Below are 14,875 nucleotides of genomic sequence, written 5' to 3'. Positions count from 1 at the left end.
CAATGCTTTGCGCCGTTAGTCCTGATCCCAAACGGGTATGCGAAAACAAAGCTGTCTAAAAATTGATCGCGGTCAATAAGATTAACGCCCTGCTTTATTTTATATTTTCAGGAAAACGCTTATTTTAGATTAAATACAGGGTTGTTTAATATTTTATTCACTGAAACTCACTCAATTAAATAAACTGCTGTAGAGCGCCTTGTTATCAAAACTGAAACAAAGTCAATGAGTTACCTAAACAAGTATGCGATAAAGTCAAAAGCGGTCATTTATCAGGGTGAACTTGAATATATTTCAAAATGCGTACTCGATTATCCGCATATTGAAACAGGTGGCGACCTTTTTGGATTTTGGACCTATTCAGGTTACCCTGTTATTCAATATGTTATTGGTCCGGGAAAAAGAGCCAATCATCAAATTGCTTTTTTTAATCAGGATATTGAATATCTCGATAAGGTAGGTAAAGTATTAAGATCTACCCATGGATTGCAGCATATTGGCGAATGGCATTCGCATCACCGGTTAGGTCTTGCAGAGCCCAGCGGCCATGATGTTTCGACGGTTGTAAAAGCGATAAACAATTACAATCTCGGGAAGTTTTTTTTGGTAATTGCCAACATTCATGACACCTCAACTGCCATTAACGGTTTTATGTTCAGGCGTGAACAAGGCCGGATATTTGACTATACCGGCTGGATTATTCTCGATGGAGAAAGTCCAATCAGAGAAAATTTTGATAAAAAATATAACGAGCTTGTTTATAAGCCTGCAACAAAGCAGGCTTCCATTCATAATTTAACAACAGCCTCGTTAGATAACACGGAATATATAAAGCCGGAATATCAGCAGGATTACTGGTTGAATAATAAAGAGAATCACTTAGTATTGAAAAAAATAATTGATGGATTTAGCAAAATTTTCGTTGATGTAAATACGTTTCAAAACGAAGCGGATAAGTCGGTTTATATACAATTTATGCAGCAGAACATGACTTACCGGTTGCAATTTCCAAACGATTTTCCGGCCGGAAAGCCTGTGTTAACGGAATTGAGCGGAAAGGAAATTGAAGTTGGTGTTCCCTGGTCGCAGGAAAACGATATTGCCGATTCGACTATTAACTATAGTGTTAAGTGTCTTGCTACTCAAAACAATTTTGCAGATAAGTAGATTCCAATTCAGATATATGACGCCCCAGCGATTGAAAATAGAATCAACCATACTGGAAATGTATTTTCCCAGGAAGTTCAAATTTGAAAATCTAAATCAGGAAAACGAATACCTGGATGTTGGCTTAAAAGTTCAATCGGGTCATGTGTACCGGCTTAAAATAACGCTGGCGAAAGATTATCCAAATGTAATGCCGAGGGTGTTTGTAACCTATCCGTTGCCGATGTATAAAAAAGACGGATCAAAAATAACGGGGGCTAACCACGAGATGCATACACTTTCAAATGATGGCGATAATGTTCAACTATGCCATTATAAATCAGAAAACTGGCATCCCAACGTAACATTATATAGGGTTATTTTGAAAGCGAGGATCTGGCTTGAAGCATATGAAGCCCATCTTTCAACAGGTAAACCGGTTGATGCTTATTTAAAAAGTTAATAACACACAAATGGAGAATAAAAAAACTACCAACCAGGAGCTTGCAAATACACTGGAGAAAATGAACAAGGGCTATTCAAACAATAGTAATCAGCTGGTGTTTGACCCTTCAACTGGTGAATTTGTAGTAGCAAAAGCCAATCAGCAAATATCGCCTGATGCTACTACCATTAACCAAATAGCTCAGGATGGTTTTGCAAATCAGTAAACATGAATCCGCTAATATACATTTACGAAGATCAGTTGCGGGAAATTATCGCCAATACTGATAAAATCGTTACCCGCGGTGTGGCTTTCGAATGGAAGGGTGAGAACGTTTTTCATGTTCATACCACATACCCGAAAGTAGCGCCATCAGGAACTCCCTCTGTTGCCTATCTTAAAATGGCACGGAACAGCGCTGAATTTGAAAATGCCGAAAGCTTATTTAAACAGGATGTAGCCTCTATTCCGGCATCTGATAATGGATCGATGAGCCCGGTTATTGGCATAACCTTGTTCGTTGACAATAGAAAATTAAATCAGGTAGGGTTTCTTAAAGACAATGAAGGCATCAAAATCTGTGAAGTAAAGTATGTTCCGGAAAAAAGCGAGTTGTATTCAAGAAGTAATGGATTGTTGGAAACAGATGTACTTCAAAATAAAAAGGTGCTGATTGTTGGATTAGGAAGTTTCGGATCTCACATAGCAGTTGAGCTCGCCAAATCGGGCGTTGGCAATTTTACGCTCATAGATTTTGACAGGATTGAGCTTTCGAATATTTCCCGGCATATTTGCGGTATCAATGAACTGGGCAGATACAAAACCTTTGCTGTAAGAGATGCTGTTCTGACAAAAAATCCATTCGCTAAAATCACAACATTTGAACAGGATATTACCCTTAACCTGCAGCAACTGACAAATGCGATTGAGAACGTTGATCTTGTTATATGTGTTACCGATAATAACAGAAGTCGGTTTAATATTAATGAAATAGCCCTGGCGTTAAACAAAACAGTGCTTTTTGGAAGGGCTATTACAAGAGCCGAAGGTGGCGACGTTTTTCGTTTACGACCCCACCAGGGCCCTTGTTACAATTGTTTAATCGGAGGTAATATAAAAGTTGCAGAAGAAGAAATTTCTTCTTTGAATCAGGCAAAAAAAGTACTGCCTGCATATATGCAACAATCTACTGAAAGCATAAACACAGCAATACAGGTTGGGTTATCGAGCGACATTCTGCCGCTCTGGAATATGCTGGTGAAGCTTGCGCTGATTGAATTATCAAAAGGGTTGAACAGCGGAATCAACTTACTGGAGGAAGAGCTTTCATACGACTATTATATCTGGGCAAACAGAAGAGACAAGGAGTATAAGAACTGGGCGCCTTTTAACCATGCCGGCAATATGCCAACCATTTTAAGGTGGTTTGGTGTAAAAGTACCGAAAGACCCCGAATGTTTGGTTTGTAACATACGCTGAATATGGCCAATAGAGTTAGAATTGATGACAATACCACTTTCAATCCACAAACAGGTGAAATAACTTCAACAGCCAGTTCTGGTCGCCAGACTGTAAACAGACCCCCGGATCGGGGGGGTGATAACCGGTCGGGCTGTGCGTTTTTGTTTATATTGGTTTTAGTTGGATTCATTGTATATAGCGTATACAAAACCGAAAATGAAAAACCAGTTAATAGAACTGAAAATGTATCTTCTTCTACAACACATTCTTCGCCGGCATACGAAAATCCTTATGGCTGGGGCAATGGCAAGGTAACCATATATAAAACGTGTAATGATTGTACTGGTTTGGAGGTATACATTGATGGGAAATGGGTTTGCACATTGAACCGATCTTTTAATCATGGCCTTCCTGAATGTGGTGATACCTCTACTTTTTCTGCCATTTTAACAACAGGGGATCATCAATTAACGGCTAAGGATAGTTATGGAAATACCTGGGATCGCAGATTTAGAGTATTACCAGGTATTTGTACTTCAGAAAAAATAGCCAAAGAAGATGCCACAAAATCAAATGCATTTGGAGCAGGGAATGGTCAAATTACATTTTACAATACGTCACCCACAGTATCATCATTAAAGATATATGCCGATGACCATTATGTGGGAACCTTAACGAAATACTACACAGATACTGCTTTTGGATTGTGCGGTTTAAATACTGAAGCTGCTGTTTCGGCAGTTTTAAATGCCGGCACACATAAAATTACAGCTGTGGATGATAATGGAAATATGTTGTCGGGCAATGCCGAAATAAAGGAAGGTGAATGTGTACTGTACCAGCCTGAAAATTTGCAAAGCAATTATCCATATGGACAAGGTAATGGTCAGCTAACCATTTATCATAACTGTTCGTCGTGCAGAAATGTACGGGTATATATTAATGATAGAAATTACATAGGTAAATTAGATGATTATTTAAAAAATTATGAAAGCCCTGAATGCGGTTCAAATGATAATAGGGCAATAACTAAAATTTTGCCGTCTGGTTTTTATGAAATAACGGCCAGTGATGATGATGGCAATAAGTGGTCGGGCTATGTTACACTACGTGAAAATCAATGTAAAACGTATCCATTGGAAAATTTTCATAAATCGAATATATATGGTGATGGTAATGGTAGAATAAGTTTGTGGAAAAGCAACGATGTAATATATCGGATTTATGTAGGCAATATGGATGGAACCTATTTTTCGTATATGGGCATGTTAAGTAGTTATTTTCCTTCGGGAGGAATACCGGATTGCGGGCAGTCGGGTACGCTTCCTTTAACAATTCATGCAGGCCGTTATAAATATTCAGCCGAATCATCGAGCCAGGGAGGCTGGAAGGGAGAATTTGAGGTTGTTGAGGGCGCTTGTACCGAATTTAAGATAAATGGTAATTGATACATTAAAGTGTATTGCCCTTATCAACACAACTGTTCCCAATTACCCGGGGGTAAATATTTACAATTAATTGGCCGTAAACAACAGGTAGCTAATATTAACCAATAATCTAAAAAAATAGCTGGCATTAGAAAAACTAAACTAATGAAGATGCCAGGGGGCTTCCCTGGCAGGCTTTCAAAACAGTATTTATGATCCAGGGGCAGAACCTTTCCCAAAAATCGAAGTACACATAATTTTTATTGCAGCAATAACAAAATAATCGAAGCAATAACACCTGCAATGGTGAGGTAAACTCCTGAACTAAAAAGTTTTGTTCCGGGCTTGAACATCCAGAATGCTGAGATCGACAAAAAAAGCAAGGCAATACCAAAGAGTGTTGTGAAATAATGGGTGATGTTTTTACTGGCTGTTTTATGTAAATCGGTAAAAGGAACTATCCACGAATACCATTCTTTGGTTACATAGCTGGCCTTGCCGGTTTGAATATTGTAGGTACCCTCCTGAAAATAAAGCGTATTGCCTTCCGATTTATTGACTTTGAAGTTCCGCAATTTTAAACTGGCGCCCAGCTGCGATTCAGACAAATTTGGCGACAATTGTTTTTCGTGCAATACTTCATGCTTTAATAAATTGGTATCTCTATAGGTTTGTATAAGTCCGCTCAGACTATAGATGATCACCAATCCTACAATGAAAAAACCAATCTTGTTGTGAAGATAACGCATATACCAGCGAAGATTTTTCCTTGTGCTATTTGCATTCTGTTGCATATGTTATAATTTAAGATTGTTGATTCTGAGATTGGGGGCTAAATTTAGTATTCACGCAAATTAATGCTGGTGCAGAGAGCTAATTATTAATTTGATACAAACCGGGGAAAGTCTGCGACAAACGCTGGAATTAATGCGTTCATTTTTGAACCAGGTATCTAAGTCACTTCCAATCCAAATTCCTCCTCGTTATTTCCGTAAACCACTCCGTTCCCCTCTTATTCAAATGCCATGCATCCCCGAACATCGTATTGGGCAAATTAATCGGTTTTTGTAAAATACATAGCTTGGGATATTTGTTTTGCAGCCTTTCCAGAAACTTATTTACAGTAGATTCAAATGTTGACTTGCTGTACGTCTCATACGAAGCTTCATTCATCGGAGCGATGATTAAATAAGTCGCTATCTTATGTTTTGAAGCAAGATCCATTATCAAACTAAAATAATGTTGGGTGATTGATCCGGGGGTAAATTCATAATCCGGATTAACGCCATCCGTGTTATTCGAATCTGCTTCACCAAAATTCATACAACCCAGATAGTTACTTAACTGCTTAATGATTTTTTTTCTGTTAACATTCACATCAAATTGAGGATAACAATAACTGTTTAACCCATCGATAAATGTTTCGCGGTACGAAAACGGGAAATGCAGGTATTTTAATTTTCTGTCGAATTGATCAATCTTAAGGTTTTTGGGATCTGAAGTTGCACTGCCATGAAACAGATAGTTATATCTTTTTTCAACCTGCTCAAGATTATTCAATTCACTATAACTTATAAATTGAAAAGGAACGGTCCTTGCATTAAAAAAACGCGAGTTTTCGGCTATATAATTCAGTCCATACACCATTACCAGCGTATCAATTTTATTCTTCTGCAGATATCTCTTTAATGTAATATATCCTTCAAAAAAATCGCTTCCGGGGATAGACAAATTAACCCACTTTTCTCCCATCAGTTTGGGGTTTATCGATGCATTTCCCCTGGAATCGCCGATAACAATATTTGTGAAGTCGGTTTTCTTATTGATTTGGTCATACTGGTATTTGCAATAGAAATAATCCAACGGAGCGCCTAAAAAGAATTGAGGCTTTTGCCAAATGAATAGAGATATGATCGCACCTGATAACAGTACAATTAGTAAAAGATACCCGGTTGCTTTTATTATAAATGGCTTCATTATACTAAAACTGAAAATAGATAAAGTTTGTTTTCTTCCCAAAGTAGAACACTATAAATAATGCTAATAAAACATAAATGATACCCTTAATTCTTTTCGGAGCTTTTAATCCTCGCTCATCTCTTCGTAACCACCAATCGCCCAGTATTAAGGGAAGGATATAATACAACACCGTTTGATAAACCATGGTGTCTTTTGGCTGTTTAAAGTTGGTAATGATTCCTTTTAAATACCCTACTGCCTCTTTCATGCCGGCCGCACGAAAAAATACCCACGCAAATGTTACAAAAGCAAACGTTGCGATCATCTGTGATAGCTCTTTTAATGTGGGGAGTTTGCGGTTTTGGGCCACTACATCTGATGCATATTTTCGATTTCGGTCGAGCAATAACAAGGGTAAAAAACCACAGGCGTGTATAAATCCCCATGTAATGAAATTCCAGCTTGCGCCATGCCAGAAGCCGCTAACCAAAAAAATGATGAAAGTATTTCGTACCGCTTTTAATTTTCCCTGTTTTGAACCTCCCAGCGGTATGTATAAATAATCTCTGAACCAGCTTGAAAGTGATATATGCCAGCGTCGCCAGAACTCTGCAATATCCCGTGAAAAATAAGGAAACCTGAAATTGCTTAATAATTCAAATCCGAACAGCTTCGCTGTACCCAATGCAATGTCTGAATATCCGCTGAAGTCGCCATATATCTGAAATGAAAATGCAATGGCCCCGATTATCAATGACACACCGTTTTGGTCCTGGTAATGCGTGAATATGTTATCTACAATTACTGCCAGACTATCTGCAATCACTACTTTTTTAAACAATCCCCACAACATGAGTCTGCAACCTTCAACGGCCTGATTATAATTGAAAATCCTTTTTTGCTGAACCTGTGGCAACAGGTGACTGGCCCTTTCAATGGGGCCGGCAACCAATAGTGGAAAAAATGAAACAAACACTGCGTAGTCAATAAAATTCTTAACAGGTTTTTGCACGCCCCGGTATATGTCGAATACATACGACATGCCATGAAACGTATAAAACGAAATGCCAATGGGTATAGCAACCTGCAATAAAACGGGATGGGTATGCAGTCCCAGTAATTCGAATGCCTGTTTAAATTGAAGCGCAAAAAAGTTATAGTATTTGAATACGCCTAATATGCCAAGGTTATTAATAATGCTCAGCCATAAAAACAGTTTGGCCTTTTTTCGGTTTTTGGATGCTACCGAAAAACCATACAGGTAATCCAAAAAAGTGCTGATGCCTAAAAGGATCATGAATTTCCAGCTCCACCAGCCATAAAAGAAATAACTGGCCACTAAAACCAATACATTTTGCCAGCGTAATGATTTATTGACAACAAACCAATAAAGGATAAATACGATCGGTAGAAAAAACAGGTACTCGAATGAATTAAATAACACTAATACAATATGATTTTATTACGAAATATGCCTAAATCCGGAACCATCCGGTTATGCCAAAACCCCCGCTAATGGCGATTTCCCGGCTGCAAAACTATTGCTGCCGGCGCTAAAATAAAAAAGAGATTGCCTCAACACTATGACAGTCTCTTTTTCAATAGAATAGCGGGTTGGTTAAGGCTGAATATCGCAGTTTGCAGACAAACTGACTCTGTTTGTAGCTATTTCATCGTCGGTTGGCAGGTAAATGAACCCCATCCATATCATCTAACCGTGCTATAATACCCCATCCGAAAAAATTGTTGGCCAGCCCGATCAGGATCTCGTTTTTGCCACTCTGCAAGGGCAATCTGATACTTGCGTTTTCGATCGTACATCTTCCCCTCGGGAATTTCTGAGCCGGAAATCCAAAATAGTTTTTATCTACATACACTATCTGTCCATTCACAAATAGCCAGATATCATCAACAAAACCCAGATTGAGTGTGCGTTCCTGCGCGCGATCCGATTCGATCGTTGTTTTTAACCATGCCAGCCGGCGTTCATTTCTTTCAACATGACCATAAAGTCTGGTTAAGTTGATTATTCCCCGGTCTTCGGCTATTATCGGCTTCCATGTTGTGGTGCTGTCGGGCAATCCGGGGGGCACGGTCTTTCCGCCAAATAGCATCTGTGGCAGTACAATATCTTTTCCAAAAGCAAAATCACTGGCCGCGGTTACCTGCCAGTTGCGTAAATATCGTGGATCATTATACGTTGAAATGTATCCCTGGGCCGGATTCAAATTTTCAATAGCATCGGGCCTGATCACCAGGTTGGCGATTGTTACTTCTCCGCCCGAAAAAGAAATGCCGCCTTCTGTTGTTCCGCCCTCAAGTTTAGGCACCAGCATTGCCGGACGGCTCATATCATTAACATAGACTCTCATTTGACTGCCCGACACAACGAGTTTCACATGGTTCCAGCCTGGAATGTTCAGTGTTGCAGCAGCCTGGTATTCATCGGTTAGGTTCCAAATGCTCATGCCATCGATTATGGCGGAATATTGCATGGTGGTTCGGTTTTCCGGCGACGTGGTGCCAAAATAACGCAGGTAAAACTGGTCGCCCTTCTTCCTGTCGCCCGACATGCGGAATGTAATGCCCGGAAAACCGCGGACCAGTTCTACATCGTATTCAATAGTTCCATTTGAAAATTGATGGTCCTTCAGAAATACCGGTGTTGCTTTTTTTGTATGGATGGCCCTGACATTCCTGTTCATGATAAATTCAGCGTTTGCCGTGTCGTACTCCCAATACGCAGGCTCCATGGGTATGCTGATTTCCTGGTTAGCTTTTGGTTTGCCTTTTTGAGCCATAGCATTAATGCAAATCAGCGGCAGGATTGTGAAAAGAATTACAATTTTTTTGTTTGATGATTTCATAATGACCGTTTTTTAACTTTCAGTACGGGCAAGTTACACCGGAGGGTCGTGCACAACGTGTGCAAGTGTGTGCAAGTGCGTGCCAAACCTGTACAAAATGGTTCAATTCACTTTTCATCAAAAAAATGGATAACAACACGGAGCAATATTATCTGTTGCGGGTACTTGAACGTATCGAAGCGATATTTGACCGGGGCGCCGGCGACAGATGGATTTCATACGACTTTGAAAAACTGTCCAACGCCATTTTGACCGCACACAGGTGCGCCTGAGTGTGACCACCCTCAAACGCATATGGGGAAAATTGAAATATGATAGTGCTACAACGCTCAACACCTCGGGCATTATCGGCGTTCAATACCGGTTTAATGGCGCTGCGGCAGTAAAGGAAACGAGGTTTATTGCAAATGGGAAGGTTTATGAGATGAAGCAACAGCATAATAATTCGTAAAACGCCGGATATGTTGCAACCATTTCATTTTTTGGGGTACACTATCCATATCACAGATCAGTTGCTGCCTGCTTAACCCGCGAAGTGCTGCATAGCCTGAGATCCCTCCAATAACTTTTTGAAGTTGTTCCAGAGCCATCCATCCCATTGCAGAAAGACAATGAGCTGTAATGGCAAAGGCCTTTTTGTTCCCCGGCGGATAAGGTAATTGCCAAAGCTTATGGTTGATCAGTGCAGTTTCGGCCATGAACTGTTGCTGCACCTGTTCGAAATTGCGATACAGATTAGGCAATGTATAAACGCTTTTCTGAACATCTTTATATACGTCAAATGCATCGTTGGTGAGTTGTAACAGGCCGGCTACCGGATAAAGAATCTCCAGTATTTCCTGATTGGGATAATGGTCCAGCACAGCGCAATATAACAGAACGGCATAGTAGCTCTTGTTGTAGGTGATCTGGTAAAGTTCCTCTTCTGAAATACTTTCGTTTAATTGTTTCAGCGAGGCCTGTTGCCAGTGGAAAAGCTCCTGCATATGGTTTATGAGCAACTTCCGGTGAGGAGTGAGACGCAGTAATTCAAGATATATTTTTGTAACAAGATGGTCTGCTGTATTTACCGGAACATATGTTTCAGGCTTTGCCACCAGCGATGCGATCTGTTCATGATCCAGGATGTGGTCATCAAACAGGTCGTCGAAGAGAGGGCCAAAAACACTGAGCAGGATGATTCTCTTATGTTCGTCGTTGTTTAATTTTTCACCGGTCAGTTTGTACAGGTTGTCGCATATTACATTCAGTGACAGCTGCCAGTATTTGGTGGTTCTTTTGATGTGCGCTGGGGTAAATGTCTTATAACAGCCGGGTACAACTTCATCCATCAGCACCGGCAGGTAACTGTTAAGGTATCGTTCCTGTTTTTTAAGTTGCCGGTACATCGTAAGCACTCTTGTCAAAATATTATAGGTGCTAACATGGTGGAGGCGGGCATTGCTCCCGGTTGTGGTCATGTATATGTACGTTTGGGTAAATATATGAAAGATGATAATACAGAAAGCCTATCGACCCGGTTGCTTATAAAACATATCTTTTTGTAAATTGATAATTTTAAGATTTACACTATAAAATCTCCAATATGGATGCCAATATATCATCGGCGCTGGCAAACTGGATACCGTATAAACTTTTTTTCGATGAAGACAGGCCGTGCTGTGAATGGCTGTACACAGGCGACAAAGATTTTACTGAACCTTTTTTTGATGAAACGATTGCCAAATGCCGGCAATTAAACAACCGCAGCCGCAAAAGCATCAAAAGCATCAGTAGTATAGATATGTTATTACAGTGGTCAAATGAAATCGGGAGCGTTCCGCCTTCTGCTTTTATTTTCCATGTGTCGAGATGCGGCTCTACGCTGGCTTCCCAGCTACTGGCCCTGGATCACACCAACATTGTACTTTCTGAAGTTCCTTTTTTTGATGCGTTACTGAGGTCTGAAAAAAATATTCCCCGGCAATTGCTGAAGGCTGCCATAACCTTCTATGCACCTGTAAAAAACAATAGAAAACGCTTATTTATAAAAACAGATAGCTGGCATATCTTCTTTTACAAACAGATCAGGGAACTGTATCCGCAAACACCTTTTATTTTATTGTATCGCAGGCCCGATGAAGTGATCAGGTCTCAACAGAAACGAAGGGGAATGCATGCAATACCCGGACTGATTGAACCTGCCCTGCTTGGTTTTGATGAAAATGAAGTGCGTCATATGAACCAGAACGTATATCTCGGTACGTTACTGGAAAAATATTTTCAAACCTTTCTTAACATACTCGAAAAAGATGCCCTTGCCGTTCCAATCAATTATAGTGAAGGTCCCATGGCAATGGTAGAAAAGATAGCAAACGTATCCGGCGCTCCTATCGGCAGCACCGAAATGGAAAAAATAAAAAGCCGGGCCATGTATCATGCAAAGTACCCTGAACAGGTTTTTGCAGAAGAAGCAATCCGTGATCCTGTACCTGAATATTGCAGGGCTGCTTATGAAAAATATGAAGCTCTTGAGAAAAGAAGGAGCTTTATGGCTAATGTTGCCATAAAATTGTAGATGTCAATATAGTAAAAGGCAAGGGTGGTTCTTCTGCTACTATTTCGCAAGCAGGGCTTGTCCTTCAAAAACTATCCCTGGCCATCCATGAATCATAAATTGCCTGATATTTTGGTGATCTGCGCCGTTCGGATTATTTAATACCGATTGATAGTGTTCTGCAAATAAGTAAAGGGTATCTTCTTTATTCAGGTTATTTAGTTGAGCGAAACTAAAAATCTTTGCGCTGCCCTGATTTTGCGTTGACTCATTATGTGCCTCACCATTTTTAAAGGCTGTTGGTTGATGTTGATAGTAAGTTTCTATAAACTCAATCACCTCTTTGAATGAGATTGAATTGTCTTTTACCTTTTTAATCAAAGTAATCAGTTGCTCTTTCATTCAGAATAATATGTATCTAAAATTATTATGAGGCTGTTCGGGGAAGCCTGTGATTTCAACCTCAGCACACCTCATTTAACGGACCAAAAATAAAAATTTAAAGATGTAGCTTTTCAACAAGCATTGGAAAAGTTTTAAGTTGCTTTACATCATGGGGTTTTCATCAATTTCATCTTCACCAGGTATTCAGATTGATTATTCCATTGGAAATTTGAACTATTTCGCCTTTACTGGTTATATCACGATACTGAATATTGAACGTGGCGTTTAATTTTCTTAGGGCTGTATCCACATTGATAATATTCAATTCTCCTGATGTTGCATAATATTTATTATCATAATTGTATGAGCAAAAGCTTGACTTCATACGATTATCACCGCAATAATCATAAGGCGGTAATTCAGGGTAGATCTGATATTTTCCTTTACTGTTTTTTAAAGGTATAATGAATAAAAGAGATTTTCCAGAGATATAATTTTTTACCATTGAACTAATCCGGATATCTAATGTACTTTCTTTTCCATACTGCGTTTCTACACTACAGTTGATGGATGCCCATACATTTTTTGTTTGCCAGTTTGTTGTAGTTGCTCCCTTTACAGTACAGGACACGTTATTGCCTTTATAATTTGCAGTGTCAATTTTTAATGGAATGTCTTCAATAATAGTTGAGGCAAATTTACCTCTATCTGTTCTGTACCTGTCATATCCTATAAATTGAAGCATTCCGCTTATTTTCTTATTGACTGTATCGAATTTTGTAAGTGTAAATTCTCCTCCGGCATCAGCCATATTATTGTCTGAATAGAATTCCCTTTTCGAATTAATATTAACACTGAAAGCGTTATCTCCATTTGGTTCCAACAGGTATTTTTTTATGGGGTTTGTAGGGTCAATATCTATTCCTCCCCATAATGATGAACGGCTATCTTTAGCTGAAATATACAATTGGTTGTATTTGGGAAAATAAGTAGCAGAATGTAATAGGGGATGCCATTTTGAGCTGTCGATTAAAGCCAGAAATTTTCCCGAATCTATATCTATAATGTCTTCGTCAGATAAGGATTCGTTGTCGTTTTTATGACAACTTAGGATAGATAGTAATAAACTTCCAATAAATAGGGTTAATGCAATGTATTTTTTCATGTAAACTGATAAAGTTGTGCTAATATCAACAAAAATCTATAATTAATCTTTACGCATTCCTACCACCGGGTTTACAAATGCGCATTATTCGCATGATTTGTCCAATCGAACAAAACAAAATTCTTCCAGAATGGCATATCCGGGAGCCTGGTTTTATCATAATACTCAAAGCAGTCTTTATACTCCTCATTTAAAACCCAATACCATACCTGATCTTCCTCATCATATTCCCGATGATATATATTGAGATGATTCCTGATTTCGTTAAGGAGATAATTTCGAAAATCAGAGCCATAGTAAACAATATCGGTCCCCAGGATTGATAAAACAGGCCTTTTCTCCAATGAGAGATCTACTACCTGATACCTGTGCCCCATGATTGGGACCAGTTTAGGTGCCTTTGCATATAGTTCGTTAAAAACTTTCATTCTTTCTTCAGCCGTATCCTGCCTCGGCCCCCAGGAATTCAGCCAAAATTTATTTGCTTTAATATCATCCGATATATGATCATAAACACAGTTTAATCTGGGTCTTATATCTTCGTCGTCTTCAAGCCAGTTACGGAAAAATGAGGTTTCATAATACGGACCATTTTCACTACCATATTCTTCATATACTCTTTCTTTTCGGTCAATCGTATGCAGGATCCTAAGAAATTCTCTATGCTCCGGCGAAAATGTTATTGCATATCGTTCCTGTACCAGATTGATCTGCTCGTCAGTCATGCCAATCCATTTAGCACCATGTACCCATAGCGGACATTTGTCTTCGTTCAGTGATGTCCTGGGATCCTGGCTCCAATAATTTTCAGTTTGATTCTTCAACCAATGCAGGAAATCAGTATAATTTGTCGGTATGAGTTCCATTGAGCCTTCGTTTTATTATAGGGTCATGACAGGCTATGTTTCTAAATTTGTCAATCTTAAAAACATCCTCCAACAATATGACTTGATCCGAAAAATCTTCAGATACAAATCTTTATTTTATATAACAACACAAGCTCTTTTAAACCACTTCGCCCACTTGCTGGCAAATTACTGGCAAAAATAAAAAAGTCGCCAAGCGGCGACTTTCTAAGTGATTGATTTTCAGCTCCCCCTGCTGGACTTGAACCAGCGACCCTCTGATTAACAGTCAGATGCTCTAACCAACTGAGCTAAGGAGGAATATGTATGCCGTTGCGGGCTTGGAAACCGGCCAAAGGATAAGCTTATCTGGCTTAAACCATTGGGTCCGTAACGACATTCCCGAAAGGGGTTGCAAAAATAAGGGATTTTCCTATTTAACAAAACAACGAAAAAAGAAAAATTAATCGGGAAATCAGATTTTTATGGCATGTTCTTCAATTGGTTATCCACCTGGCCCATCGGAACACCGCAAAATCTGATTTCGTAATGGTTAATACTGCTCCTGAAATGCGAAAACAGGCGCTTTTAGCCTGGGAATACAGGGTCGTTTACAGAAATGAGCAAAACCCGAACAATG

At 39.3% G+C, this 14,875-nt stretch carries 15 protein-coding genes and 1 tRNA gene; 7 read left to right on the top strand and 9 right to left on the bottom strand.

The window, feature by feature from the left end:
- Positions 1 to 225: 225 nt before the first annotated feature.
- From AC59IL_RS09750 to AC59IL_RS09730, 5 genes are read left to right on the top strand one after another with little or no spacing between them, the layout of a single operon-like run.
- The gene (locus tag AC59IL_RS09750; protein ID WP_496551925.1) at positions 226 to 1,167 is read left to right on the top strand and encodes a hypothetical protein; all 942 of its coding nucleotides are present in this window, start codon (positions 226 to 228) and stop codon (positions 1,165 to 1,167) included.
- 16 nt (positions 1,168 to 1,183) lie between these two features.
- Positions 1,184 to 1,609 (top strand): ubiquitin-conjugating enzyme E2 variant, encoded by a 426-nt coding sequence (locus AC59IL_RS09745; RefSeq protein ID WP_496551924.1) that lies wholly within the window; start codon positions 1,184 to 1,186, stop codon positions 1,607 to 1,609.
- 10 nt (positions 1,610 to 1,619) lie between these two features.
- Entirely contained in the window at positions 1,620 to 1,817 is a 198-nt protein-coding gene (locus tag AC59IL_RS09740; RefSeq protein ID WP_496551923.1) for a hypothetical protein, read from the top strand.
- A 2-nt stretch (positions 1,818 to 1,819) separates the two neighbouring features.
- Positions 1,820 to 3,070, top strand: a complete 1,251-nt coding sequence (locus AC59IL_RS09735; protein WP_496551922.1) for a HesA/MoeB/ThiF family protein — start codon at positions 1,820 to 1,822, stop codon at positions 3,068 to 3,070.
- 2 nt (positions 3,071 to 3,072) lie between these two features.
- Positions 3,073 to 4,500 (top strand): hypothetical protein, encoded by a 1,428-nt coding sequence (locus tag AC59IL_RS09730; protein WP_496551921.1) that lies wholly within the window; start codon positions 3,073 to 3,075, stop codon positions 4,498 to 4,500.
- Positions 4,501 to 4,739: 239 nt separating this feature from the next.
- On the opposite strand, the gene AC59IL_RS09725 is transcribed toward AC59IL_RS09730, so the two are convergent.
- The 4 genes from AC59IL_RS09725 to AC59IL_RS09710 all read right to left on the bottom strand — a co-directional run bounded on the left by AC59IL_RS09725 (position 4,740) and on the right by AC59IL_RS09710 (position 9,305).
- Complete coding sequence (locus AC59IL_RS09725; protein ID WP_496551920.1) at positions 4,740 to 5,273, bottom strand: hypothetical protein; 534 nt, start codon at positions 5,271 to 5,273, stop codon at positions 4,740 to 4,742.
- A gap of 163 nt (positions 5,274 to 5,436) precedes the next feature.
- Positions 5,437 to 6,456, bottom strand: a complete 1,020-nt coding sequence (locus AC59IL_RS09720) for a hypothetical protein (protein ID WP_496551919.1) — start codon at positions 6,454 to 6,456, stop codon at positions 5,437 to 5,439.
- Positions 6,457 to 6,460: 4 nt separating this feature from the next.
- Entirely contained in the window at positions 6,461 to 7,882 is a 1,422-nt protein-coding gene (locus AC59IL_RS09715; protein ID WP_496551918.1) for an MBOAT family O-acyltransferase, read from the bottom strand.
- Positions 7,883 to 8,108: 226 nt separating this feature from the next.
- A complete protein-coding gene (locus tag AC59IL_RS09710; protein ID WP_496551917.1) occupies positions 8,109 to 9,305 on the bottom strand; it encodes a hypothetical protein in 1,197 nt (398 codons plus the stop codon).
- Between the two features lie 125 nt (positions 9,306 to 9,430).
- On the opposite strand from AC59IL_RS09710, the gene AC59IL_RS09705 reads away from it, so the two are divergent.
- The gene (locus AC59IL_RS09705) at positions 9,431 to 9,577 is read left to right on the top strand and encodes a hypothetical protein (RefSeq protein WP_496551916.1); all 147 of its coding nucleotides are present in this window, start codon (positions 9,431 to 9,433) and stop codon (positions 9,575 to 9,577) included.
- A gap of 126 nt (positions 9,578 to 9,703) precedes the next feature.
- On the opposite strand, the gene AC59IL_RS09700 is transcribed toward AC59IL_RS09705, so the two are convergent.
- Complete coding sequence (locus AC59IL_RS09700) at positions 9,704 to 10,765, bottom strand: class 1 isoprenoid biosynthesis enzyme (RefSeq protein WP_496551915.1); 1,062 nt, start codon at positions 10,763 to 10,765, stop codon at positions 9,704 to 9,706.
- 125 nt (positions 10,766 to 10,890) lie between these two features.
- On the opposite strand from AC59IL_RS09700, the gene AC59IL_RS09695 reads away from it, so the two are divergent.
- Positions 10,891 to 11,862, top strand: coding sequence for a sulfotransferase family protein (locus AC59IL_RS09695; RefSeq protein WP_496551914.1), 972 nt, complete (start codon positions 10,891 to 10,893; stop codon positions 11,860 to 11,862).
- A gap of 39 nt (positions 11,863 to 11,901) precedes the next feature.
- Here the strand turns inward: AC59IL_RS09695 and AC59IL_RS09690 are convergent, their stop codons facing one another.
- From AC59IL_RS09690 to AC59IL_RS09675, 4 genes are all read right to left on the bottom strand, one after another.
- Entirely contained in the window at positions 11,902 to 12,243 is a 342-nt protein-coding gene (locus AC59IL_RS09690; RefSeq protein ID WP_496551913.1) for a HopJ type III effector protein, read from the bottom strand.
- Positions 12,244 to 12,418: 175 nt separating this feature from the next.
- Positions 12,419 to 13,390, bottom strand: coding sequence for a hypothetical protein (locus AC59IL_RS09685; protein WP_496551912.1), 972 nt, complete (start codon positions 13,388 to 13,390; stop codon positions 12,419 to 12,421).
- A 71-nt stretch (positions 13,391 to 13,461) separates the two neighbouring features.
- Entirely contained in the window at positions 13,462 to 14,256 is a 795-nt protein-coding gene (locus AC59IL_RS09680) for a hypothetical protein (RefSeq protein ID WP_496551911.1), read from the bottom strand.
- Positions 14,257 to 14,482: 226 nt separating this feature from the next.
- A tRNA-Asn gene (locus AC59IL_RS09675) sits at positions 14,483 to 14,556 on the bottom strand.
- Positions 14,557 to 14,875 lie beyond the last annotated feature (319 nt).

It is taken from the genome of Niastella sp. sgz303648 (assembly GCF_059587045.1).
The sequence above is the reverse complement of the archived record's forward strand: the minus strand, read 5'-3'. Positions and strand labels throughout refer to the sequence as shown.